Annotated in this window: 25 protein-coding genes; 5 read left to right on the top strand and 20 right to left on the bottom strand. The window is 40.1% G+C overall.

Going from position 1 to position 22,650, the window contains the following annotated elements; all coding sequences use genetic code 11:
• On the bottom strand, positions 1–345 hold the full coding sequence (locus NST08_RS09580; RefSeq protein WP_341341715.1) for a hypothetical protein: 345 nt from the start codon (positions 343–345) through the stop codon (positions 1–3).
• Between the two features lie 68 nt (positions 346–413).
• Positions 414–833 carry a hypothetical protein gene (locus NST08_RS09575; RefSeq protein ID WP_341341714.1) on the bottom strand — a complete coding sequence of 140 codons (420 nt, stop codon included), beginning with the start codon at positions 831–833 and terminating at the stop codon, positions 414–416.
• A gap of 145 nt (positions 834–978) precedes the next feature.
• Between NST08_RS09575 and NST08_RS09570 the strand changes: the two genes are divergently transcribed.
• The 3 genes from NST08_RS09570 to NST08_RS09560 are packed head-to-tail and all read left to right on the top strand — an operon-like array spanning position 979 to position 3,714.
• Positions 979–1,530: a DUF6431 domain-containing protein gene (locus NST08_RS09570; RefSeq protein WP_341341391.1), complete on the top strand. Its 552-nt coding sequence runs from the start codon at positions 979–981 to the stop codon at positions 1,528–1,530.
• Positions 1,531–1,571: 41 nt separating this feature from the next.
• Complete coding sequence (locus NST08_RS09565) at positions 1,572–2,921, top strand: DDE-type integrase/transposase/recombinase (RefSeq protein WP_251537694.1); 1,350 nt, start codon at positions 1,572–1,574, stop codon at positions 2,919–2,921.
• On the top strand, positions 2,914–3,714 hold the full coding sequence (locus NST08_RS09560) for an ExeA family protein (protein ID WP_251537695.1): 801 nt from the start codon (positions 2,914–2,916) through the stop codon (positions 3,712–3,714). The genes NST08_RS09565 and NST08_RS09560 overlap by 8 nt, the downstream gene beginning before the upstream one ends.
• An 84-nt stretch (positions 3,715–3,798) precedes the next feature.
• Here NST08_RS09560 and NST08_RS09555 read toward each other — a convergent pair whose 3' ends face one another.
• From NST08_RS09555 to NST08_RS09530, 6 genes are all read right to left on the bottom strand, one after another.
• Positions 3,799–4,776, bottom strand: a complete 978-nt coding sequence (locus NST08_RS09555; RefSeq protein WP_341341713.1) for a copper amine oxidase N-terminal domain-containing protein — start codon at positions 4,774–4,776, stop codon at positions 3,799–3,801.
• Positions 4,777–4,912: 136 nt separating this feature from the next.
• Positions 4,913–5,278 carry a hypothetical protein gene (locus NST08_RS09550; protein ID WP_341341712.1) on the bottom strand — a complete coding sequence of 122 codons (366 nt, stop codon included), beginning with the start codon at positions 5,276–5,278 and terminating at the stop codon, positions 4,913–4,915.
• A 538-nt stretch (positions 5,279–5,816) separates the two neighbouring features.
• A complete protein-coding gene (locus NST08_RS09545) occupies positions 5,817–7,067 on the bottom strand; it encodes a phage portal protein (RefSeq protein ID WP_341341711.1) in 1,251 nt (416 codons plus the stop codon).
• Positions 7,037–8,187, bottom strand: a protein-coding gene (locus NST08_RS09540; protein WP_248931314.1) for an IS3 family transposase whose coding sequence is annotated in 2 segments (ribosomal slippage) — positions 7,037–7,932 and positions 7,932–8,187 — 1,152 coding nt in all. Because the reading frame shifts where the segments join, the coding sequence is not laid out codon by codon here. Before NST08_RS09540 ends, NST08_RS09545 begins: the two co-directional genes overlap by 31 nt.
• Before the next feature lie 211 nt (positions 8,188–8,398).
• Positions 8,399–9,982, bottom strand: coding sequence for a phage terminase large subunit family protein (locus tag NST08_RS09535; RefSeq protein WP_341341710.1), 1,584 nt, complete (start codon positions 9,980–9,982; stop codon positions 8,399–8,401).
• A 145-nt stretch (positions 9,983–10,127) separates the two neighbouring features.
• On the bottom strand, positions 10,128–10,544 hold the full coding sequence (locus NST08_RS09530) for a phage holin family protein (RefSeq protein WP_341341709.1): 417 nt from the start codon (positions 10,542–10,544) through the stop codon (positions 10,128–10,130).
• A gap of 106 nt (positions 10,545–10,650) precedes the next feature.
• Between NST08_RS09530 and NST08_RS29905 the strand changes: the two genes are divergently transcribed.
• On the top strand, positions 10,651–10,881 hold the full coding sequence (locus NST08_RS29905) for a YgiT-type zinc finger protein (RefSeq protein WP_445933631.1): 231 nt from the start codon (positions 10,651–10,653) through the stop codon (positions 10,879–10,881).
• Between the two features lie 127 nt (positions 10,882–11,008).
• On the opposite strand, the gene NST08_RS09525 is transcribed toward NST08_RS29905, so the two are convergent.
• The 11 genes from NST08_RS09525 to NST08_RS09475 all read right to left on the bottom strand — a co-directional run bounded on the left by NST08_RS09525 (position 11,009) and on the right by NST08_RS09475 (position 18,951).
• The gene (locus NST08_RS09525; RefSeq protein ID WP_341341708.1) at positions 11,009–11,398 is read right to left on the bottom strand and encodes a hypothetical protein; all 390 of its coding nucleotides are present in this window, start codon (positions 11,396–11,398) and stop codon (positions 11,009–11,011) included.
• Positions 11,399–11,402: 4 nt separating this feature from the next.
• Positions 11,403–11,543, bottom strand: coding sequence for a hypothetical protein (locus tag NST08_RS09520; protein WP_341341707.1), 141 nt, complete (start codon positions 11,541–11,543; stop codon positions 11,403–11,405).
• A 153-nt stretch (positions 11,544–11,696) separates the two neighbouring features.
• Entirely contained in the window at positions 11,697–13,133 is a 1,437-nt protein-coding gene (locus NST08_RS09515) for a TOTE conflict system archaeo-eukaryotic primase domain-containing protein (protein WP_341341706.1), read from the bottom strand.
• A 38-nt stretch (positions 13,134–13,171) separates the two neighbouring features.
• Positions 13,172–13,363: a hypothetical protein gene (locus tag NST08_RS09510; RefSeq protein WP_341341705.1), complete on the bottom strand. Its 192-nt coding sequence runs from the start codon at positions 13,361–13,363 to the stop codon at positions 13,172–13,174.
• A gap of 39 nt (positions 13,364–13,402) precedes the next feature.
• A complete protein-coding gene (locus NST08_RS09505; RefSeq protein ID WP_341341704.1) occupies positions 13,403–14,254 on the bottom strand; it encodes a hypothetical protein in 852 nt (283 codons plus the stop codon).
• Between the two features lie 352 nt (positions 14,255–14,606).
• Positions 14,607–14,843, bottom strand: coding sequence for an SU10 major capsid protein (locus tag NST08_RS09500; RefSeq protein ID WP_341342623.1), 237 nt, complete (start codon positions 14,841–14,843; stop codon positions 14,607–14,609).
• A 101-nt stretch (positions 14,844–14,944) separates the two neighbouring features.
• Complete coding sequence (locus tag NST08_RS09495) at positions 14,945–15,745, bottom strand: ExeA family protein (RefSeq protein ID WP_251537695.1); 801 nt, start codon at positions 15,743–15,745, stop codon at positions 14,945–14,947.
• Complete coding sequence (locus NST08_RS09490; protein ID WP_251537694.1) at positions 15,738–17,087, bottom strand: DDE-type integrase/transposase/recombinase; 1,350 nt, start codon at positions 17,085–17,087, stop codon at positions 15,738–15,740. Before NST08_RS09490 ends, NST08_RS09495 begins: the two co-directional genes overlap by 8 nt.
• A 41-nt stretch (positions 17,088–17,128) precedes the next feature.
• Positions 17,129–17,659 carry a DUF6431 domain-containing protein gene (locus NST08_RS09485; RefSeq protein WP_285852639.1) on the bottom strand — a complete coding sequence of 177 codons (531 nt, stop codon included), beginning with the start codon at positions 17,657–17,659 and terminating at the stop codon, positions 17,129–17,131.
• A 164-nt stretch (positions 17,660–17,823) separates the two neighbouring features.
• Complete coding sequence (locus tag NST08_RS09480) at positions 17,824–18,498, bottom strand: SU10 major capsid protein (protein ID WP_341341703.1); 675 nt, start codon at positions 18,496–18,498, stop codon at positions 17,824–17,826.
• A 27-nt stretch (positions 18,499–18,525) separates the two neighbouring features.
• Entirely contained in the window at positions 18,526–18,951 is a 426-nt protein-coding gene (locus NST08_RS09475) for a hypothetical protein (protein WP_341341702.1), read from the bottom strand.
• 1,840 nt (positions 18,952–20,791) lie between these two features.
• On the opposite strand from NST08_RS09475, the gene NST08_RS09470 reads away from it, so the two are divergent.
• Positions 20,792–21,307 (top strand): excalibur calcium-binding domain-containing protein, encoded by a 516-nt coding sequence (locus tag NST08_RS09470; protein ID WP_341341701.1) that lies wholly within the window; start codon positions 20,792–20,794, stop codon positions 21,305–21,307.
• Positions 21,308–21,943: 636 nt separating this feature from the next.
• On the opposite strand, the gene NST08_RS09465 is transcribed toward NST08_RS09470, so the two are convergent.
• Positions 21,944–22,507: a dihydrofolate reductase family protein gene (locus NST08_RS09465; protein ID WP_007129541.1), complete on the bottom strand. Its 564-nt coding sequence runs from the start codon at positions 22,505–22,507 to the stop codon at positions 21,944–21,946.
• Positions 22,508–22,650: the final 143 nt, after the last annotated feature.

Raw genomic sequence — 22,650 nt, 5'->3', positions numbered from 1 at the left:
TTAGCGGCTAAACAGCATAAACGTATTTGAAGCGTTGTCTGATTGATTAATGGACATGGATCTAATCTTGCGCTCTAATTGGTCAATCCGATTTTGAAGCGATTCCGCAAAATCAGAAACGGTCAGATCATCCTCTTTATAGGATTTCATTAATGTTGGGTTATTTGCTACACTATTTAAGATGGATAATGCTGCAGAATAGATTCTACGTTTATCACTGGCTGAAGAAGCATCATATTCAATTTCTGGATTACTGATTCCCTCTTCAGCAAGGTAAATAGTTAATTCGTTCGGCGTTAAGGTGATGCCTTTTGTTTCAAGTTGAAGTCGTTCTGTATAATTCATTTTCATCGCTCCTTTATTATTCTGGATAAGAAAAGACCCACCAAAAGGTAGGTCGTTTAGGAAAGCATTTAGTAAGTTGAAATTGAATGTAAAACATCATTTACAAAGTACAAATATTTATCACCGCCAATTGATTGTTCATATACCCACATATCAGTAGTCCCCCATGAATAGGTATCCTTACTGTGACGGTCATATAATCCCCAAGACAAGTAAACCATGTCGGAGGTCATTCCAATACTAATACTCATGTTCTCTATCTGATTCCAATGTTTTTGTGAATATTTGTATTGTTTGTATGGACTAACTGTATAAAATACAAATCTGAAATCAGATTCCTTTATATTTGCTTTATAGGTCTTTCCCTTATTAACAAAATAAACATTCAACCAATCCCCGTAATTTGTATCTCTTTCTACTTTTGTTATTTTAACTTGGGCAAGGTTTTTAACTTTATCATATACATATTTATGTTTACGCTGAAGCATAATGCCCGAAAGCTGACGGTGTTGCCTGTCCGGGGATTGACGAATATAATGTCCGTATCACAGAAAAGGAAAAGGATGCCTCCATATAGCGTGAGCCTGTTCGCGCAAGCTCACTGGAGACATCCCCTCACAAAACGTATGATCATTGTATCAAATTACGAGCTGGTTGAGAAGATCCCCGGCGTTTTTTGTTAGGTGTGCAGAAATTGTTCCTAGTCCTTGTTGCATTGCGAGTTTGACGGTGATCGGGAGCCGAAAACGGAAGCTTGTACATGCTACGGGAGAAAAGAGCGTCTTGGTCATCCGAAGACTACGTTGTACGGCTTGCCGGAAGATTCATCATGAGTTACCGGACTGCATTGTGCCTTACAAGCGTTACGAATCAGAATGTGTGGAGAATGTCATTGCGTCTGAACCCACGGAAGTAGATGTTGCCGCAGACAACTCCACACTGTACCGTTGGCGGACTTGGCTTTGCTCAATGGCTACCTACTGGTTAGGGTGCCTAGAGTCCATCGCCATTCGCTTTCATCTAGATGTTGTGAAGGAACCGTCCGCACCTTCACAAACTGCACACCATAGATTCGGACGTTATGTCGGAGATGCCGATGGATGGCTAGCAAGAGTTGTCCGACCTGTTGTGAATTCAAAATTGTGGGTACATACCCGTTCTGCATTCTTGTCCGAAGCCCTCTGAGATAGACTCGTAAACGAATCTACCAAAAGAGGTGTAAACGGATGAAAGATCAGAAGAAAGCGGAACAGATCGCTGCGGATCGTGTGCAGCTCCTTGCCCCGTTGCTTACGGAAGGGCTCGACCCGGCAAAGGCGAGGGAAATCAAGCAAAGAATTTGCGAGCAAATCGGAATATCGGAGAGAACGCTGCGGCGGTATTTAGCAGCCTACCGGCAAGATGGCTTTGGCGGATTAAAGCCGAAGAGCAAAGGAAAACAACCCACAGCCCCCGCCATTCCACCGGAGGTCTTGGAGCAAGCGATCTTGCTGCGGCGGGAAGTGCCAAGTCGCAGTGTTGCCCAGATCATTCAGATCTTGGAATGGGAAGGCCGCGTTAAGCCAGGTCAAATCAAACGGAGCACGCTTCAAGAGAAGCTCACTGAACGTGGTTATAGCACAAGGCATATGCGAATGTATGCAAACTCAGGTGTAGCGGCTCGACGATTCCAACAGCCACACCGCAATCGTCTATGGCACTCGGACATAAAGTACGGTCCGTATCTGCCCATTGGACCGGACGGAGCGATGAAACAAGTGTTTCTCGTTACCTTTATCGACGACGCGACGAGGTTTGTCCTGCACGGTGAGTTTTACCCGGTCATGGACAAGACGATCATTGAAGACAGCTTCCGAAAGGCCATTCAGAAGTACGGTGTTCCGGAAGCCGTGTACTTCGACAACGGGAAGCAGTATCGAACTAAGTGGATGACGCGAACGTGCTCCAAGCTCGGCATTCGCCTTCTGTTTGCTAGGCCATACTCGCCCGAATCAACCGGGAAAGTTGAACGCTTCAACCGGGTGGTAGATTCTTTCCTTAGCGAAGCAGCACTTGAAAAACCAAAGACGCTTGACCGCCTGAATGAATTGTTCGAAGTTTGGCTTTCGGAATGCTACCAGAACAAGCCGCATTCAGCACTTGACAAACGAAGCCCTGAAACCGCCTTTCGAAGTGACAAGAAGGCGCTTCGGTTTGTGGAACTAGAGATACTCGCCAATGCATTCCTTCATTGCGAAACCCGCAAAGTCGACAAAACCGGGTGCATCAGCTTCTTGGAGCGTAAATATGAAGTGGGGCTTCCGTTCATCGGATGTACCGTGGATGTCGTGTATGACCCGGCGGACATCACCGAGCTCGTGATCGAGTACGAAGGTCACGAACCATGGAAGGTAAAGGAACTCGTAATCGGGGAACGTGTCGGGAAACGTCCTCCACTGCCGGATCAACTTCAGCCGCTGCCGGCAGATTCATCGCGGCTGTTAAGCGTTGCTGAAGTACAAAGTCGCGGGCGCCGCGCTGAGCAAGTGCCGGCCATCAGCTTCCGTAAGAAAGGCAAGGTGAATGGCAATGTTTGAGGCATTCTATGAGCTTAGCCGTTCACCGTTCTCCAGGGACATTCTGCCTAGTGAGTTATATGAGTCGGAAATTTTGGAGGAGACGCTGGGGCGGCTAGAATATGCGGCAGAACGGCAATGGTTTGCGGTCGTGACCGGTGACTGCGGAACCGGAAAGACAACAACGATTCGGCGGTTTGCCGAAGAACTGGATCCTGCGAAGTTCAAGGTGCTCTATCTGTCGGATTCAAAACTGACACCGCGGCACTTCTACAAGGGGCTGCTGGAACAACTCGGTTGTGAATCGAAGTTTTATCGCGGGGATGCGAAACGTCAGCTGCATCGAGAGATCGAGCTCATGCGGGGAATTCATGGACTGCAGCCCGTCGTGGTCGTGGATGAAAGTCATCTTTTGGACCGAGAGATGCTGGAGGAAGTTCGCTTTCTACTAAATTTCAAGATGGATGCTCAAAGCCCAATGGCCCTCATCCTCGTCGGGCAAAGTGAATTGTGGGATCGCATTAACCTACAAGCCTACGCTGCGATTCGTCAACGCATCGATCTTCAATGCAAACTTCCGCATTATGACCGGGCCCAAACAGGAGCCTACATCGAGAGACACATGACTTATGCCGGTGCGGAACGAGACATCTTCACTGACGGAGCTATTGACGACATCTATCGTTACTCTGGCGGAGCAGCTAGGCTAATTAACAAAGTATGTACTCATTGCATGCTCTACGGCGCACAGAACAAACACCGCATTATCGACGATCATATGGTTAAGCGCGTCATTCAGGGAGAATTATCATAATTCTCCCTCTCGTATATCCGGATGCGGTCAGATTAACCGTCAATAGCAGGATAACTTACACCATCAATCTCCGGACATTATGCGTTAGCAATAACAATATTTACCAGATAAATCCTTTACTATAACCTGAGGTGTATTTATCCAGGCTGTTTTGCCATAATAACTTTTATAGGATTCATAGAGGTCATTTACTGGAACTGTTAGTTTGGTTGTATCAGATAAAAGTGTAACTGATTCAATATATGTTGAATCGTAGCCATATTCACCTTTATTAACCGTAACGGTCACTTTAAAGAGGTCTTTTAATAATTGCACTGGAACCATTAACTTACCATCAATGATCTGTGGAGCAACTGCATATGAACTTTTAGTATTGTTAATCTGTATGTATTTGGAATTTAGTTTTGATTTGATTGTAATATTGCCAATTTTAAATGTAATGTCTTTAGTGTTATTGTTCAATTGAACACTTCCACCTAAGTTTTTAAAAACTTGCGCTGCTGGAAGCATTGTATTATTTTTTAAAATTACCCCTGTATCCTTGATGCTGATTGATTTAACTTTTGGATTTGAATTGTTAGTTTTATTTTTTTCGTGATCATCTTTTGGTTTATCGTTAGTAGATTTATTTTTCCATGGTGTTAAGTTCGAACTTCCTTGCTCAAAAGTCTGTAGCGATATAGATGAATCATTAGTATTATAGGTCGTTTCGCCAACAGCATACACTTCATTGTTAAATATAACCAAAATATAGCACACACTTACACCTAGATAATCGCCCCAATTAGATTGTGCAAGTTTGTTCATTACCTTCTTTTTTCCGTCAACTGACAAGGCTTTAAACAATTCATATTCTGCTTGTTTTAAAGTAATAATTATCGCACCTTCATCGGATTCCAGACCAGATGAGGAATCAAAAACTCCATCCATTGTTTTTATTGATGCACTTTCAATTATCCTAGTAGTTGTTTCTTGTTCATCAATTGATGAAGCGTTGATACTCAGAGACAAAGTACCACTTACTACAAAGATAAACACTAACAAAATCAATACTCTCTTCAATTCCATATTCCTCCAGTGGTTTTTTAATTTATATTATCATCAACATCCACATAGGTATATAGAATTACAAAAATCATATAGATAGTGGTCTTGTAGTCACAAAGAAAGCACCCTTCGTAAAGGATGCTTTCTTGAATTATAAATCTGATAATTGCTTATACGTTTCATCAAACATTTCCTTATTAACAACCATTACATTTTCTTTTCCATTTTCATAAAACGTCATAGCATATAGTTCTCCGTTATCATTAATAAATTCCAAAACAGTCTCGCGGGGGATATCATCACCTACTACCCAGTTAAGAATACTATATCCATTGAATGGATGTATCATATGGACAGTAACTACTTCTTCTTCGACTTTTGCGATCTTCCCTTCCTTGATCATTTGGTCATACCATTTCTTTGTTACAGTTCTCTTAACAACTTGCCCATCATATGGAATTTCTAATTCAATTTTTTCACCAAATAACCTATCAAATAATCCTACAGAAAAAGACATGATAAATTCTCTCCTTATCGATTCACACAGTTATGATGATGGTAAATTCGACAAACGGAATTATTTTCCTCTATTTTTTTATTTTTTGTTCATGTGTAATTGCATATGCTGCCGGAAAATTTTCCAGATTAGGGGTATCCAATCCACCATGCTAGCCTACAAATTGCAAATTAATATGCAGATTAGTACAAATAATCACCGGATTTACTTCAAATGACTCCAAATCGCCCAAAAATAGACCATAATCTACACAAGTTAGTGGTCTAACTGACACATAATATATCTTATATACCATTTATGAAGTGGAACAGAATAATGGTCAAAATGCTTAAAAAAAAGCAACGAAAATACAAGAAAATCAGCCACATTTACCCGAATAACCATTATTATATGGCACCTGCCACTACAATTTATATAATAACAGGTGCGTGTTGGCGAACATACTCCCACCGCTAATTTATCAGTATTTTAACTATGTTTTTATAATATCATCAATCATCACCCCTGCTTACTTTTAGTTAACATTATAATCATTAACTTAACTATCCACTCTAACCTTTGCTCCTTCACTACTCAATCTAACCATCTCACTGTTCACATCCGTTGTGTACGGACTATGCACTAATATGCTCTCAATACTGATTGCACCCATTTCTTTCAACTTAGTCAAATTATCAATGATATCCTTTTCTGATTGTGGCATAGCATATTGGAATGTAATATCTAATGTATCCCATTCTTGATCTTTAAACCGTTTACCCTGCATTTCTAACAACCGTCTAAACTTGTCATGTCTTTGCTTCATGCCTTCTTTGATAAACTTCTCGCTTATCATTGCTCTAATGTTGGCTAATGAGAACAACAATTTAATGCTTACCTCAGACAGATTACTAATATCAACTTTCCCCATACTTACTGCAGGTGTACAACTCACGTCTAATAAACTAGTCATTAAATGCTTATACAATGTTTCAAATGCTGCATGATCAAACTTGTTTTGTGCATAATAGAAATCCGCATCTGAATCTAAATTAATGCCTGCTCCAACCGTTTCAGTAGGTAGTTCCCCTTTTAATTGTTGTCCTTTAATAATCGGAATACCCGTTATGTATTTGTAAAAAGCATCCACGCTTTTACTAATCAAATCCTCCATGCTATCCAATATTGTTATGTAATCCTCTAGATCACTCCGTCCGAATACATCATCAATAGGATTATCATTCCTATATATCACTGGCAAACCAGTTAAATTATTATACGTTCCCTTTAAATGCAACTCGCCGCCAGCATCACTATATTTTTCAACTCTGTCCTGATAATAAACATTATAGAAACTCACATTATTAATCGTGTAACTCTCTACGAATGCAATGTATTCATTATCACTATCAATCACAGGATAACTGTCTGCTGCATCAATTAATTTGCTTGTAATCTTGCCATCCTTAACATATGTATATTCGTATGAGTTCCCGAACCTATTTACATTATGTACAATGTCAAAATCAATTTTATCGTAACCATTCTTATAGATCGCTGTTACAGCATCCACGACTTTCTCATTGCCTGTTAGTGTAATCTTATTCCCAATTAGATAAGCGGTCGAAAACTCTAACAACCGTTTAGCGTATTGAAGAACTATTTTTCTAGGAATGAACGGTTTATTATTGAACATCTCTGGAGGACGTTTATTTATTGCATGTTCACCAGCAAGGTATGTACCTCTGTCAATAGAGTAGACACAAAGAATCGAGAAAATTATGCGGCAGATCGGTACATACGTTCGCACTCATTGGGCGTAGAATACCCAATCGCGGAATGGATTCGTTTTCCATTGTAGAAGCAGGTAATATATTCAAAAATGCGTTTCTTGGCTTGCTTGCGTGTTTTGAACTTCTCCAAGTAGACAAGTTCTTTCTTAAGCACACTGTGGAACGATTCAATACACGCATTATCGTAGCAGTTCCCTTTGCGGCTCATACTGCCTTTCATCTTGTAGGTGCGCAGCCGCGCCTGGTAGTCATGAGAAGCGTACTGGCTGCCGCGATCCGAATGATGCAGAACCTCTTCGCACGGTCGCTGCTGGCTGTGGGCGCGGTCCAGCGCCGTTAACACGAGTTCTTTCGTCATTCGCTCATCCATGTGAAATCCAACGATTTTACGACTGTACAGGTCCATGATGCTTGCCAGGTATAGCCACCCCTCATCGGTCGGGATATACGTAATATCAGCCACCCAGGCCTTGTTTGGAGCGGACGGATTAAACTCGCGGTTCAACACGTTCTCTTGGACAGGCAGGTTGTGCTTCGAGTTGGTTGTGGCCTTGTATTTCTTCACCGTGCGAGAACGTAAACCCAGCTCCTTCATGATCCGAGCGACTGTTTTCTCGGACACTCGTATGCCCTGCTTGTGCAGTTCTTTTGCTACTTTGGGGCTTCCATATAATCGACGGGATTCTAGAAAGATACGACGGATCCGCCGCTCCAGCTTGCGACGTCGCTTTTCACGTTTGCTGGCTTTTCGCTGGGTCCATTTGTAATAGCCGCTTCGGGATACTTCAAAGGCTTCGCACATCTTCGAGACTCGGCACTTGAAGCGATGATCGTGGATGAAGGCATAGATCAGCGCCGGTCTTTGGCGAAGTAGTGCATCGCCTTTTTTAAGATGTCGTTCTCCTCTTCCAGATCACGAAGGCGTTTCTGAAGATCTCTCATTGCTTTATCGTCGGCTTTCAGTTGCCCACTGCCTGGAAAGGCCTGTGCGCCGTCTTTCTTGTATTCCGCCATCCAACGATACAGGGTGTTGTCGCTGATCCCCAGTTCGCGGGCGACCTGCGCCACCGCTTTCCCTTCTTCCTGGATCATCTGAATCGTTTGCAGTTTAAATTCTTTATCGTATTTTTTCGTCATGGTAGCACCTCGAATTTGGATAGATTCATTTTACCCGATTCTCGGTTCTCCATGTCTACTTTTTAGTCTAGCAGCAGTATTCCTTAATATCTAACACTTTCATAATTCGTTGTTGATTGACAGTATCATTTACAAACTCAACGAACCAATTGTTGTTATATCCATACTCGCTAATAAACTCATTTATAGTTCCCATTTTGACAACTCCTTTTTATACATACCACTTATTATTTTTCCGTGCTTGGACTGCTAAAGCCGCTGCTATAACCATGTCATCATGATTATTGATCCCTTTTTTGTTGCCCATCTTCCCGTTTATCTCAATAAAAAGAATCATTTGCTGTAGGGTTTCCTTATCATTAACAAGGATTAATCCCTTTTCAAATGATTCCTTATAGTCGCTTATCATTATTGCTTTAGTCTTATCGGTAGTAAGCCAACCAAGGGCAAACTTCTTATTCCCCTTCTGATCAAATGTCTTATGTTTATATAGATTCATATATTGATGATCATTTCTAAGGCGCTCAATCACTGGCAAACCGTAGGAGTTTTTCTCGATACAGAGGAACGCATAGTTATAATACCTTCCAATCAGATTCAGCAGTTCTGCAAACTCGTACACACTCACTTTGTTATGGTTAAACGCTAATACCTGGACACCCTCAGCATCCATTAGCGATAGGGTAGAACTATCACCGCCTGAACCACTTGATACGTCACTTCCACCGTAGTATCTAATACCACGTTTAGGCAAACGGTAGACAATCAAACCTTTACCTATATATTTATGTAACGCTTCAGGCAATTCAGTCATTAATTCATCTTTACTTAGAGGGTTAGGGACACATTCTAAACGTTCAAGGATTTTTGATTGATCGAAAACATTTTGTCCACTCGTCTTAAATGCTTCTTCTGGATATGAAGGAAATTCAGTTTGGAAATCTGATAAAGACATAGATGATATCTTCCATTGTCTCCACATCAACATTCTTAAGTTAGCACCCATATCCATAATGCGCTTTTCTTCTTCTGTTAGATCATTCTTGCTTAGGCGTTGTCCCTTATTCTGTGCTTTATACCATTCTTCTGCTATATCATGTTCAAACTTAAACTGGTCTTTATATGCATTACTTGTCCAGCCGTAGAAGAACGCTTTATAGTTTGTTCTGCCTTTCCATGAACGCATAAACAGATCATAATAATAGTTGCCTGTTCCGTTAGCCGTTGTCTCAATAACTAATTTACTTGTTGGATTCTTGGCTAACGCTTGTTCCAAACTTGTTAATACCTTTGATTGGTCGCCTTGATAAAAAGCGAACTCAGATAACAAAACAAATTGATATGTATTACCACGTCCAATCTGTTTACCATCACTGGCTGCTATCTGAACCCGTGAACCATTGCTCAAACACAGTTCACCTCTATTATCTCTATCCGTTTTAGGGAATGGATACTTTGTTCTCGGCAGGTTATCATTCATGAATTTCAACCGCTCAAACAATGCCGTTACTGATTCACCTGATAATGAAACAATCATATAACTTGTGTTTGGATATTTGACCGCATTATACAGACAATAAGCCAAACTCATTGTGCTAAATCCAATTTGGCGTGACTTAGCAATGATATTAAACTTCTGCATCTGATCTATAAAATCAGATTGTTCCTTATTCAGCACAAACGGAACAGCATTCCCCTCATTGTCAACGATCTTCACAAAGTTCTTGGCAAATGCCTTAAAATCATCCATAACCAAATCAAATTTGCTTTTCTTCTTTGCTGTTGCTACTACCATTTAATCTCCTTTCTGAACGCAAAAAAGACGCTCCTGAAAGTTGAAAGAGCGCCATTTACAAATACTTCCTTATGTATTATCATTAATCAAAACCGAAAGCATCGGTGACTCAAACCGCTGGAAAGCATCCAGGGTTTTTGTATGTCTATGTATTTGCGTCCTGCTTTTCTTTATTTTTTAAAACAAGAATAATATCCTTTACCTTGTCTGGTAGAGGGATACCCAATTTTCCGCCATTTTCGGTTAAACTTACAAACTCAATTACACAAAAAGCGCCTGAAACCCCATCTGTTACTATTCCATTGCTTTTTAATATTGCAACCTCAATTAGGTATACGGCTCCAATCAAAAGGATTATATATAACTTCTTGATTAATCCTTTTGTTCCAATCCTGCTATTTACTTTCTTTTCACAAATACCAACCAGAATACCTGTGATAAAGTCTATAGCCATCAGAGCAATAAGAACTGTAAATACTAATCCAAATCCTCCAACCATCCAAGATACTATTCCAGTGAATGCACCAGCAATAAATTTAATGAAAATATCTATACGTTCCAATTTGTCACCTCCTTACATCAGTTTGGAACATTCACAAAATTCGGGATAGTTCATCCAGAACCAGCGGAAATTTTTCGCATATTCAAATAAGCGGTGAGCAATCACCATGAGTCCATTTAAAAAGGAGCAGGAGAACATGAGCCCTACAAAATGTGTTGAATGTGGATCAACTAATCTAACCAATATCCTTCACACAATGGAACACCAGGAGAACGGTAAAACGCTAGTCATCGAAAATATCCCAGCCATTCAATGTAATTCATGTAAAGGGATTTTCCTTAGCCCTCAAGCGAGTAAATACATTGATAAACAAATTGCAATCTTTAGAACCTCATAGAAGCCCTCACCTTCTCGACAATGGATCAGAACTATAAAGGTGAAGTTCACTATGGACTTCACCCCTTGGTAACCGTCATCGTGACGGTCTGTTAAACTACCATTTCCTTCAATATGCAGGTGAGGTTCTACAACTCTAAATCATCATCCTCATCTTCTTCATCATTCTTAGCAAAAAATTTCTCTGCTTCTTTGTTATGCAGATTTATTTCCTTCATCAGTTTTAGCATCATCTCAATATCCTTGGGATTAGGATTTGATTCAACTTTAATTTTCAGTTGCTCATATATCTCTAAAAGATCATTTGCCTGTTTTGTAGCCAGAACAATTGAAGTAATGTGCTTAAATTCAGGAGTCCGCTCCCAACGGTAATACGTCCCCATTGTTTTCAAATCAACTTGCTTTAGAAATTCCTCTTCGGACATCTCCCGTTCTCTGTCCATCCACAAGTTGAATTTATACTTAACATATAACTGCTTTTTGTAAGGAAGTTTTTTCAACACATCATATATTGTCATTTACCTAACCTCCAAAACAAATATGGTATACAGACTTGATAAGTTCACCCATGACTAAATAAAGAATGTATGTCATATACCCAAGCAACACATAAACACCCATCATTGCCAATTTGTTTAACAAGTTACCCATCATTTTTTTCATTTAGATTATCTCCTTTGATTAAATTCCCTGTTCACTTACTTTTATATAGTTGTACATTTTTACCTACAATAGATTATTTATTATTTTAGTATGGGTTTAGGGGGTAAAGCCCTTGACCTATAAGGAACTAGAAGTATTAAACGGCAAAATCAATTAAGCAATGATGCTTTCATATTGTCGTCTAGGTAACATCTTCTTTAATTCTTTATCTGTGAAATAGAACTTCAAACACTGCCTAAAGTCAGTGCCGATGTTCGTAATGAATGTATCTGCAGATGAGTCAACTGGAACATCAATATTAATTCGGTACAAATTCGGCAAATTGTATTTACCGTCACTGACTTTACCTTTTGCTTTTCTGTTTCGCTCCACGGCTTCAATTACACCTAACTCAATCAATTTATTTACTTGCGTTCTAACTGTTTTCTCCGTAAGCCCTGTAGAACTTGCAATACTGTTAAAGGTAAAATAAAAAACGCCTTGCATATTCGCATGACGTTTCGAGTGTAACAACATGGCATATGTAATTAGTTTTTGATTCTTATCAGGACAATTTTCCATAATCCATTTGATTTCGTTAAATGAAACCGTCAAATCTTTATTCGTTGCCGCTAAGTTATAATTACGTTCGAATATATCCTTCACAACTTGGTCAATGTCTTTATGACATTCCTCTAAACTAGATGAATAATTCTCCGTGTTCTGCCGATCCATCCATGAATGTAGTTCCTGCTTGCATTCCTCTTCATCTAGGCCACTATATTTGAGATACATGCCAATCAATAATATTGAATTGTGTCGGCTGCCTTGAATCTTTAAACCGTTCTGTAACAAATCAATAGCCCTACTGATGGAATAATCCTCTGACTGGTTATGATTTTCAGGTGCTACATAACTACTTATTGCCTTTTCTGTTTTAATAATCGTTTCACTATCAAAGTCAATCTCATCTTCCATGTCAAGAATATCTAAAACCTGCTGTCGTTGTATCTTCTTAACGGTGAATAGGTATTCATGGCTCTCTGTTACGTCCATTACCTTTAAACCATCTTCAACCTTACAGAAGCCACAATAGTTACCACTCAGTTGATGCTTGCCTAGAGGTAACTTAACTCCTAACTTATCCGTTACACGAAATTCCACTTTGTTTCCAGCATCAAATACGCTAGGTAAATCTGCATAGTTGATAACAAAGTTAAAGAATTTCTTTGCTTGCTCAATGGAAATTAAGTCCTCAAAGAAAATATCGATGTGATAACCTTTATTGCCGCTGAAACTAATGTAATGTTCGTTAATGCCGAGATTATCCAGAGCATGAGAAACTTTATATGTAACCCACTTGGCTTGATACGCATCATGAAAGTCAACATCAAAGGTCATGAACTTACTAAAGAACCTACTGAATGTTCCAACTGTCATTATTCCTTCTAAATGCTTCTCAAACTGCCAATCCAGCAAAGGTTTAACCTTTCTTCCCTTATCATCTACTTGTCCCTGTGTGTATTGCTTATATCCAAAAGGATATTGAATCAAATAATGTCCTCGCTGGATTATATACAAATCATTTAATTGCTTAATTACATCCTTCATTTAATCCCTCCATTAAAAGCCATTCCATTAAAAATTAATCACTTGCTTTTTCGTTGTTGCATAAAAGCCGTTACTGCTTGATAAAGTGCTTCGGATTTAGTAAATTGCCAAAACTGATCTTTAGACTTGATATTCAAACCCGTACAGTTAAATTCAATTCCTTTGTCATAGCGTAGATGCTTTACTAATCCCTTGTCGTACACATAAAAAAAGTTGTTATCACGTTCCATAGCGTTATCTCCTTTTGTTAGCAGAAGAAAAGACAGCCATTAGACTGTCTTACTTCCTGCTGTATATTTGAATTTGTTTTTATGAGTAAGTGCGATACTGTATAGACCTCTAATATCGTGTTTACTGTATTCTCTTCCTTTGGTTAACTCATATCGTCCTGTTCTCTTGAATGTGTGAGTTATATTAAATTTCTCTGCTGATAAACATAACGGAAACGCAAATAAACCCTGCATGGCTGCAAGGTCGATGTTTGTAGATAATATTCCGTTATCATTCACCTGAATCTGTGAGTCTAAGTTGTATTGCTTTTTCACTCGATAAAACTCTGCTTTGGTTGGTTCAGATTCCAATACATCCAACAGTTCATACAGTTGTAGTTGCTCTAACCAATTGTGATTAATCTGTTTAAAATCATTACTGTAGTAACCAAGAAAGGTGCTATCAATTGCAAGCAGTATTAACTTGGCTTCTCTACTCTTAGGCATTGGAACTTTATAATAACTAAGAATTTGAAGCAATGTGGAGCCGCAAAACTTCTGATAGTAATTATCCCTGCTAATTCCTGTTACTGCGTTTACGTTAGCCGCATTTTGATTTACCTGATCTGACTTATGTAATTTAGTAATGTGATTGTCCCACACCATCCCATGCTCTAATGCCATGTCAACCCCAATTACTTTCTTGCCTGTATCGTTGGCTTTGAAAATACGATTAAAGTCATAAAAGTAATTCACCTTATAACCTTTTAACTGTTCAAGATATAAACAAGACAATAATGAATCTAAATCGTTGGATAAACACAAATCATATTTCCCTTGTTCTGTATCATTTGTCCATGTTGGAAATTTATTTCTTAAAACTTCTTGCATATTAGATGATATAGATTTCATCTAACTCTTACATTTTGATTACTCCCTAATAATAGTGGCTTTAAATCTGCCAATTATCAAAAGGGAGTTAAAATCAATCTATTCATTTTTACACCTGCCTTATTGGTTATAGTTATTGCTTTCAATAAATTGTTTGTATCTTGCTATAAACTCTGGTGACATTTCACCCTTATTATTTTCGTACAAACTTATTAAGGTGCTGCTACATTTGAGATGTGTCGCAACGTCTATTTGTTTAATGTTGCGTTGGATTCTTTTTATCTTCCATTCCATCCGCTCAGACATAAGATTATCTCCCTAAAAAAATTTATTAGAAAAAGAGTGGAGGAAATCCCCCACCCTTTAGAATGTATTAGGCTTTAAGAGTATATTGTGCTACGGCTTTCTTACTTGCTACTTTCAGCGTACCCTCTGCGATTACTTGACCTTTGACGCTATCACCTGTTTTGGCAAGTGCTTCGAATTGTGCTTCACGAAGGAATGCCAGGGACAAAGCATTGACATCAAATACAGTCATCTTATCAGCGGAAGCATGACGAGAAAGAAGAATATTCAGGTTGCCATAGTTTGTGCGAATAACATCAACGATAATGCTGTTATTGCTAACGCATAATGTCCGGAGATTGATGGTGTAAGTTATCCTGCTATTGACGGTTAATCTGACCGCATCCGGATATACGAGAGGGAGAATTATGATAATTCTCCCTGAATGACGCGCTTAACCATATGATCGTCGATAATGCGGTGTTTGTTCTGTGCGCCGTAGAGCATGCAATGAGTACATACTTTGTTAATTAGCCTAGCTGCTCCGCCAGAGTAACGATAGATGTCGTCAATAGCTCCGTCAGTGAAGATGTCTCGTTCCGCACCGGCATAAGTCATGTGTCTCTCGATGTAGGCTCCTGTTTGGGCCCGGTCATAATGCGGAAGTTTGCATTGAAGATCGATGCGTTGACGAATCGCAGCGTAGGCTTGTAGGTTAATGCGATCCCACAATTCACTTTGCCCGACGAGGATGAGGGCCATTGGGCTTTGAGCATCCATCTTGAAATTTAGTAGAAAGCGAACTTCCTCCAGCATCTCTCGGTCCAAAAGATGACTTTCATCCACGACCACGACGGGCTGCAGTCCATGAATTCCCCGCATGAGCTCGATCTCTCGATGCAGCTGACGTTTCGCATCCCCGCGATAAAACTTCGATTCACAACCGAGTTGTTCCAGCAGCCCCTTGTAGAAGTGCCGCGGTGTCAGTTTTGAATCCGACAGATAGAGCACCTTGAACTTCGCAGGATCCAGTTCTTCGGCAAACCGCCGAATCGTTGTTGTCTTTCCGGTTCCGCAGTCACCGGTCACGACCGCAAACCATTGCCGTTCTGCCGCATATTCTAGCCGCCCCAGCGTCTCCTCCAAAATTTCCGACTCATATAACTCACTAGGCAGAATGTCCCTGGAGAACGGTGAACGGCTAAGCTCATAGAATGCCTCAAACATTGCCATTCACCTTGCCTTTCTTACGGAAGCTGATGGCCGGCACTTGCTCAGCGCGGCGCCCGCGACTTTGTACTTCAGCAACGCTTAACAGCCGCGATGAATCTGCCGGCAGCGGCTGAAGTTGATCCGGCAGTGGAGGACGTTTCCCGACACGTTCCCCGATTACGAGTTCCTTTACCTTCCATGGTTCGTGACCTTCGTACTCGATCACGAGCTCGGTGATGTCCGCCGGGTCATACACGACATCCACGGTACATCCGATGAACGGAAGCCCCACTTCATATTTACGCTCCAAGAAGCTGATGCACCCGGTTTTGTCGACTTTGCGGGTTTCGCAATGAAGGAATGCATTGGCGAGTATCTCTAGTTCCACAAACCGAAGCGCCTTCTTGTCACTTCGAAAGGCGGTTTCAGGGCTTCGTTTGTCAAGTGCTGAATGCGGCTTGTTCTGGTAGCATTCCGAAAGCCAAACTTCGAACAATTCATTCAGGCGGTCAAGCGTCTTTGGTTTTTCAAGTGCTGCTTCGCTAAGGAAAGAATCTACCACCCGGTTGAAGCGTTCAACTTTCCCGGTTGATTCGGGCGAGTATGGCCTAGCAAACAGAAGGCGAATGCCGAGCTTGGAGCACGTTCGCGTCATCCACTTAGTTCGATACTGCTTCCCGTTGTCGAAGTACACGGCTTCCGGAACACCGTACTTCTGAATGGCCTTTCGGAAGCTGTCTTCAATGATCGTCTTGTCCATGACCGGGTAAAACTCACCGTGCAGGACAAACCTCGTCGCGTCGTCGATAAAGGTAACGAGAAACACTTGTTTCATCGCTCCGTCCGGTCCAATGGGCAGATACGGACCGTACTTTATGTCCGAGTGCCATAGACGATTGCGGTGTGGCTGTTGGAATCGTCGAGCCGCTACACCTGAGTTTGCATACATTCGCATATGCCTTGTGCTATAACCACGTTCAGTGAGCTTCTCTTGAAGCGTGCTCCGTTTGATTTGACCTGGCTTAACGCGGCCTTCCCATTCCAAGATCTGAATGATCTGGGCAACACTGCGACTTGGCACTTCCCGCCGCAGCAAGATCGCTTGCTCCAAGACCTCCGGTGGAATGGCGGGGGCTGTGGGTTGTTTTCCTTTGCTCTTCGGCTTTAATCCGCCAAAGCCATCTTGCCGGTAGGCTGCTAAATACCGCCGCAGCGTTCTCTCCGATATTCCGATTTGCTCGCAAATTCTTTGCTTGATTTCCCTCGCCTTTGCCGGGTCGAGCCCTTCCGTAAGCAACGGGGCAAGGAGCTGCACACGATCCGCAGCGATCTGTTCCGCTTTCTTCTGATCTTTCATCCGTTTACACCTCTTTTGGTAGATTCGTTTACGAGTCTATCTCAGAGGGCTTCGGACAAGAATGCAGAACGGGTATGTACCCACAATTTTGAATTCACAACAGGTCGGACAACTCTTGCTAGCCATCCATCGGCATCTCCGACATAACGTCCGAATCTATGGTGTGCAGTTTGTGAAGGTGCGGACGGTTCCTTCACAACATCTAGATGAAAGCGAATGGCGATGGACTCTAGGCACCCTAACCAGTAGGTAGCCATTGAGCAAAGCCAAGTCCGCCAACGGTACAGTGTGGAGTTGTCTGCGGCAACATCTACTTCCGTGGGTTCAGACGCAATGACATTCTCCACACATTCTGATTCGTAACGCTTGTAAGGCACAATGCAGTCCGGTAACTCATGATGAATCTTCCGGCAAGCCGTACAACGTAGTCTTCGGATGACCAAGACGCTCTTTTCTCCCGTAGCATGTACAAGCTTCCGTTTTCGGCTCCCGATCACCGTCAAACTCGCAATGCAACAAGGACTAGGAACAATTTCTGCACACCTAACAAAAAACGCCGGGGATCTTCTCAACCAGCTCGTAATTTGATACAATGATCATACGTTTTGTGAGGGGATGTCTCCAGTGAGCTTGCGCGAACAGGCTCACGCTATATGGAGGCATCCTTTTCCTTTTCTGTGATACGGACATTATATTCGTCAATCCCCGGACAGGCAACACCGTCAGCTTTCGGGCATTATGCTTCAGCGTAAACAATAATGCCGAACACGTTAGTTTGAGCAATATAGTTATACTTGTCTTTATACAAAGCATCAATTTGTTCTTTAAGATCAGCATTAACCAATGCAAAGTATTCTCCTGTTGGCAGTCCTTGATCCCAAAGTTTCTTTACAGTTGCTTTTACCTCAGTTTCTGAAATCACTCCACTTGCTGCCCCAGTGACAAGGTTAGATGCATCAGCCCACGTTTCAAGTCCAGCCATACGACGAACAAAAGGAGTTGCAGAACCATCGTTCTTAACACCTTTGGTTACTTGTTTTTCGATGTTCACTTTAAGTTCTGTTAGACGGTCAGCAACCTCACTAGAGAAGATATTACCTTGACCCTGTGCATTGATTGCATTTGCCGTTCCACTCACAGAAACACCTTTCTGGAACAGTTCAAGCACGTTATTCATCTCAGCACGACCGCTTTGATAGAATGTCGGGTTGTCGTTACCTTCAACAACGGACACATCTTCAGTGTTGTCATACGTCTTTTCTCGCCAAGTATGTACTGTGCCATTTGCTTTTTCAGTAAGACCTTTAGCCAAAATCAGAGAAGTTAGAGGAGTATCAGTAATACCAATTTTAATAATTTCTTTTGAAAGTGAAATAGATTCGCTGTTTGTTAGGTTAGTAGATTTAAACATTGTTTTATCATTCTCCTTAGATTTGTTTTAGTTAAATAGTTTAGATAATTTTGCACTAATCATGCCAGTAACATCATTCTTGGATGCTGCTTGATCATATGCTGTTGTTTGCTTGTGGTCATCGGGTATATATGACGAGTTTACTTTCCTTGCTTCTAAGATTTTGTTCAATGACTCAATCTTAGACTTCAGTTCATCGACTTTTTCGACATTAATAAAATCAGCAAAGTCCTCCAAGCCATGTGCCTTCAACTCAATCGACATTTCTTTCTTGAACAATTCCTGTTCACGTTGTTCAAGCGCCTTTTCTGCATCTGATTTCTCCACTGGCTTGAACTGAAGCAGGTCATTACGTTCAGTCATCACTGGTTGAAGAATTTCAGTTTCCCATTTCGCTTTCTCGGCTGTAATAAATTCAGCAACCTGTTCCTGCGTAAATGTTTGGTCTGACATTTAATTCATCCTCTCTTGATTTCTCCAAGTAAAATATTTTACAAAAAAGAGACACCCCATAATGGAGTGCCTCAAGTTGGAGGTATATAAATATTGTAAAAAGTGAAGGGTGATCAGTCCTTCATTCATCCTACAGGTAAGGTGAACTGCAGAATCAATGAAAGATTGATAGTCTTCTATCACTATATAAACTTTTTAGAGAAAGCCGCAAACCCTTGGTACATATTTTCAGTCAGTTCTATTTCTTATTTTTATTTTTATCCCTATATCTTCTTGAAGCCTCTTTAACTTTGGATATTAGGGCAAGACATGCTCTCCCTTAAAGACTATTATGCATTTTGTTTATATTTATTAAACAAATCAAAAAAGCCAATGTTTATAAGGTTTTTTGAGTTATATATATATTTATGATTTGTTTACTTTACATAAAAATAGTCAAAAAGATCAATGTTTATAAGGGAAAATAGATCATCCTATTTTGTCGACACTTTAGAGCGCTTTTTTTGTATCCATATTCTCTGTTGTTCTAAGCGATGGTTTTTAAAGCATGCCTGACAAAACTTTTTTGTTTTATAATGTGTTATTCTTACACCACAAATCTCACATTGCATATATCCAAAGCCTAGTTCCTTATCAATATTTCGTTTAAGGTTATCAACAATAACATCACCAAAACTTGACCATAATGTAGTTTTGAAACTATTTTCAGTTTTGGCAGATGACACTCTCTCCCTAAAAGACCATTTTGCTGTTTGAGGTCGAACATGAAAAAGTCCAATGTTTATAAGGGGAATTTCGACTTTTAAGGAAGACACGAGTAGAACAATTAAGAGTTTTCATTTTAACTGTTGGTGAAAAACACTTACTGCATAAGGAAAATCGTATTAAGACAGACAATTTCTATTTTCCTAACACGTTTTGCTTTACCCCTATCATATGTATTACTTTGGGGTAGTCAAAAACACATTTGTTTATAAGGGTTTTTTTGACCTTTTTTAAAAAAAGTGTGACGTTTTTAGCGATTTTTACACTCCTATCATATGGAGACCTTTCGGGTCCTCAAAAACCACTTATTTTATATAGGTTTTTTGCATGTTTTCATTTTAAAAGTGTGCAAGTTTTGGCTATAATGCTCCATCAACCTATAAAGTTGTAACGAACGATATTATTTTCAGTTTTGGCAGATGACTCGCTCTCCCTTAAAGACCATTTTACATAATATGGAATTTTCTCAAAAGTCCATATAAAATAAGGGGATTTTCTATCTTTACACTAGCGGTGCTAGAAGTTTTTAAATTTTTTCGTTATAAAACTTTAATGTTCATATGGGAAAATGAGTTTAGTGATTTTTATCGCCTATTTTTCATCTTCTCTTTCACTATATAAAACGATCAATCACTCCCTTAAAGACCATCTGGATTTTAGGAAAAGTGTTATTCTATAAGGCATTATTGCATTTGCTCATCTCGTTACCACTTGAAAAAGAGTGAAAAAAGTCAATGTTTAAAAGGGATTATGAAATAGTTCCAAAAGGTTAGACTTTTTCTTCCAATTCAACATTACCCATTCCCTTAAAGACCATCTAGTTTTTGGGAAAAACTCAATGTTTATAAGGAAAGAGAGTATTCCCGTAACTTTGAAACAGTGAAAAACACCAATGTTTATAAGGGTTAATGAAAAATTCTAAGTGTGGACATATTTCTTTCCTCTTTAACCTATCGATAAACAGATTCTGAATTGATGAGATCAAGTTCAGCATTAACCAGTTATTATTGACAAACTAGAATAAGTATGCGATTTTACCATTGAGATGTAATAGTTTGGTATGAGGGGTATCGTAATGAATGATTACCAATTATTTTGGATAATGCTATCCGTTTCATTAGTGTGTTTCATTGCTAGTTATCTTGCCATCTTTACTAATAAACTGAAATTTATCAGATATATATTGCGTTTTTATGCTTTCTTTTCGGCAATTGGAGTTTTCGCTACTTCAATTGAGAATAAGACATTTCGAGAAGTTACATATACTTCATTGTTTTTCTTACTGTGCTATATCTTAGTAATTGGGTATCTCAAGCGGCGTAATTTAAAGAATAACCTATTCACAATCCTTGAGGTTATAGGTGGCGTATTTAAAGTTGTTTTGATAATTGGATCTTTATGCTTTGGAGGATATTTACTCTCTTTAATCCCTAACAGTAATGACGACAGCACTGTTCATAAACAAGAAAATATCTACTTTGAAAATTGTACAGATGCTTTTTACAGAGGATACTCCAACATAACGGTAAATGAGCCAGGATATGAATCTAGACTTGATCGAGATAAAGATGGAGTAGCATGTGAACGATAACTCTTATCGTAAAATTAGAAAATCCATATTATATTTGAATTTTGGTGAAATTAGGTAAAGGCCTGTCACTGAAATCTAAGTGACCACTTTACTTTTTAATGTGACTACTTTATAATTCGAGTTAATCAAATAATTAGATTGTGGTTAAACACAATGAAACGTGAAAAATCCCTTTAATGCTCAATACATTGATTCAATACTCTTGACAGGGTGGGGGTCAGTGGTTCGAGCCCACTACAGATCATCACCGAGAGCCCTTGCGTAGCAAGGGTTCTTTTGTTTTATCTCATTCACTCACCAGTCCAGAAATGTCGAATTGGTGCCGAAAGGGTTTTATTGAGGGTAAAGTAAATCTGTTGTTCATTGGGCTTTACCCCATATCTCAAACAAATTTGTCGATCCGGGTGAATGGCAGGTTCTTTTCCTGATATGTTTGCGCGGTAAGTTGACACATCACTCATCCCGTTAATCAAATCCCATAAAAAAAGCACCCGATTAGGTGCTTTTCGTATATGACACACGATTTCCCGTCAAGGAGTAGAAGGGCACTAGATAAAGCTAAAGTTGTACTTCCTTTGTATTTACAAATTCAGCACTCGTAAGTATAGCGCAGCTCTTTCTGGTGCATACAGACTCTCAATATATAATCTGATAAGTAGGCACGATCACTCCGCTTTCATAAGACTTGATGTCAGTTAATTTCAAATTGATTTTCTTCTTGCTGGCTCCAAACAACGGAATGCCTTCACCAAGAATGATGGGATTGACCTTCAAAATCAACGTGTCAATCAATTGGTGGTCGAGGAGCTTTCCGGCCAGATTTCCTCCTCCGCATAACCATATTTTTTTCTGCTGATCCGTAGTTTCCTGTTTTAGCCTCGTACAAAACGACACCACATCCTCTTTGACAAGCTCCACTTGCTCATTGGATTCAAATTCCATTTGATTCGAGAAAATATAATGCTTCAGTCCAGGATGAGCCGCCTGCGCAATTCCGGAAGGTTCACCCGGCTTCAATCCATATTGAAATCCATATTCATATGTTTTTCTACCCATCAATACAGCATGATACTGCCGGACACTTTCGAAGAAATCACCGCCGTCATCCGCATACAGAAATACGGAATCATCCGCAACGCCATTTTTGTCCGCAATGAACAGATCAGCAGTTACGGCAACATGATACACCAGTTCAATCATAGGATACCACCCTTCTAATGGTCAGTACTTCCACAACATGGAGCCGATTTGATTCTCACTCATTGGTATTTGGTATTTCGACATCGAGAAGTCGATCCCTGCATTTCCCAAATAAATTATAAACCCAACGCTCTTCGGCAACG

It is taken from the genome of Paenibacillus sp. FSL K6-1566 (genome assembly GCF_038050475.1).
In the GTDB taxonomy this organism is placed as follows: Bacteria; Bacillota; Bacilli; order Paenibacillales; family Paenibacillaceae; genus Paenibacillus_AQ; species Paenibacillus_AQ lactis.
This window is presented reverse-complemented; position numbering and strand designations above follow the sequence as displayed.

Bases quoted from the DNA above. Each gene is read 5' to 3' on its own strand.
- NST08_RS09580 (WP_341341715.1), bottom strand. From the start codon at position 345: ATGAATTATACAGAACGACTTCAACTTGAAACAAAAGGCATCACCTTA.
- NST08_RS09575 (WP_341341714.1), bottom strand. From the start codon at position 833: ATGCTTCAGCGTAAACATAAATATGTATATGATAAAGTTAAAAACCTT.
- NST08_RS09565 (WP_251537694.1), top strand. From the start codon at position 1,572: ATGAAAGATCAGAAGAAAGCGGAACAGATCGCTGCGGATCGTGTGCAG.
- NST08_RS09560 (WP_251537695.1), top strand. From the start codon at position 2,914: ATGTTTGAGGCATTCTATGAGCTTAGCCGTTCACCGTTCTCCAGGGAC.
- NST08_RS09550 (WP_341341712.1), bottom strand. From the start codon at position 5,278: ATGTCTTTTTCTGTAGGATTATTTGATAGGTTATTTGGTGAAAAAATT.
- NST08_RS09535 (WP_341341710.1), bottom strand. From the start codon at position 9,982: ATGGTAGTAGCAACAGCAAAGAAGAAAAGCAAATTTGATTTGGTTATG.
- NST08_RS29905 (WP_445933631.1), top strand. From the start codon at position 10,651: ATGAGTCCATTTAAAAAGGAGCAGGAGAACATGAGCCCTACAAAATGT.
- NST08_RS09525 (WP_341341708.1), bottom strand. From the start codon at position 11,398: ATGACAATATATGATGTGTTGAAAAAACTTCCTTACAAAAAGCAGTTA.
- NST08_RS09520 (WP_341341707.1), bottom strand. From the start codon at position 11,543: ATGAAAAAAATGATGGGTAACTTGTTAAACAAATTGGCAATGATGGGT.
- NST08_RS09515 (WP_341341706.1), bottom strand. From the start codon at position 13,133: ATGAAGGATGTAATTAAGCAATTAAATGATTTGTATATAATCCAGCGA.
- NST08_RS09510 (WP_341341705.1), bottom strand. From the start codon at position 13,363: ATGGAACGTGATAACAACTTTTTTTATGTGTACGACAAGGGATTAGTA.
- NST08_RS09505 (WP_341341704.1), bottom strand. From the start codon at position 14,254: ATGAAATCTATATCATCTAATATGCAAGAAGTTTTAAGAAATAAATTT.
- NST08_RS09495 (WP_251537695.1), bottom strand. From the start codon at position 15,745: ATGTTTGAGGCATTCTATGAGCTTAGCCGTTCACCGTTCTCCAGGGAC.
- NST08_RS09490 (WP_251537694.1), bottom strand. From the start codon at position 17,087: ATGAAAGATCAGAAGAAAGCGGAACAGATCGCTGCGGATCGTGTGCAG.
- NST08_RS09480 (WP_341341703.1), bottom strand. From the start codon at position 18,498: ATGTTTAAATCTACTAACCTAACAAACAGCGAATCTATTTCACTTTCA.
- NST08_RS09475 (WP_341341702.1), bottom strand. From the start codon at position 18,951: ATGTCAGACCAAACATTTACGCAGGAACAGGTTGCTGAATTTATTACA.
- NST08_RS09470 (WP_341341701.1), top strand. From the start codon at position 20,792: ATGAATGATTACCAATTATTTTGGATAATGCTATCCGTTTCATTAGTG.
- NST08_RS09465 (WP_007129541.1), bottom strand. From the start codon at position 22,507: ATGATTGAACTGGTGTATCATGTTGCCGTAACTGCTGATCTGTTCATT.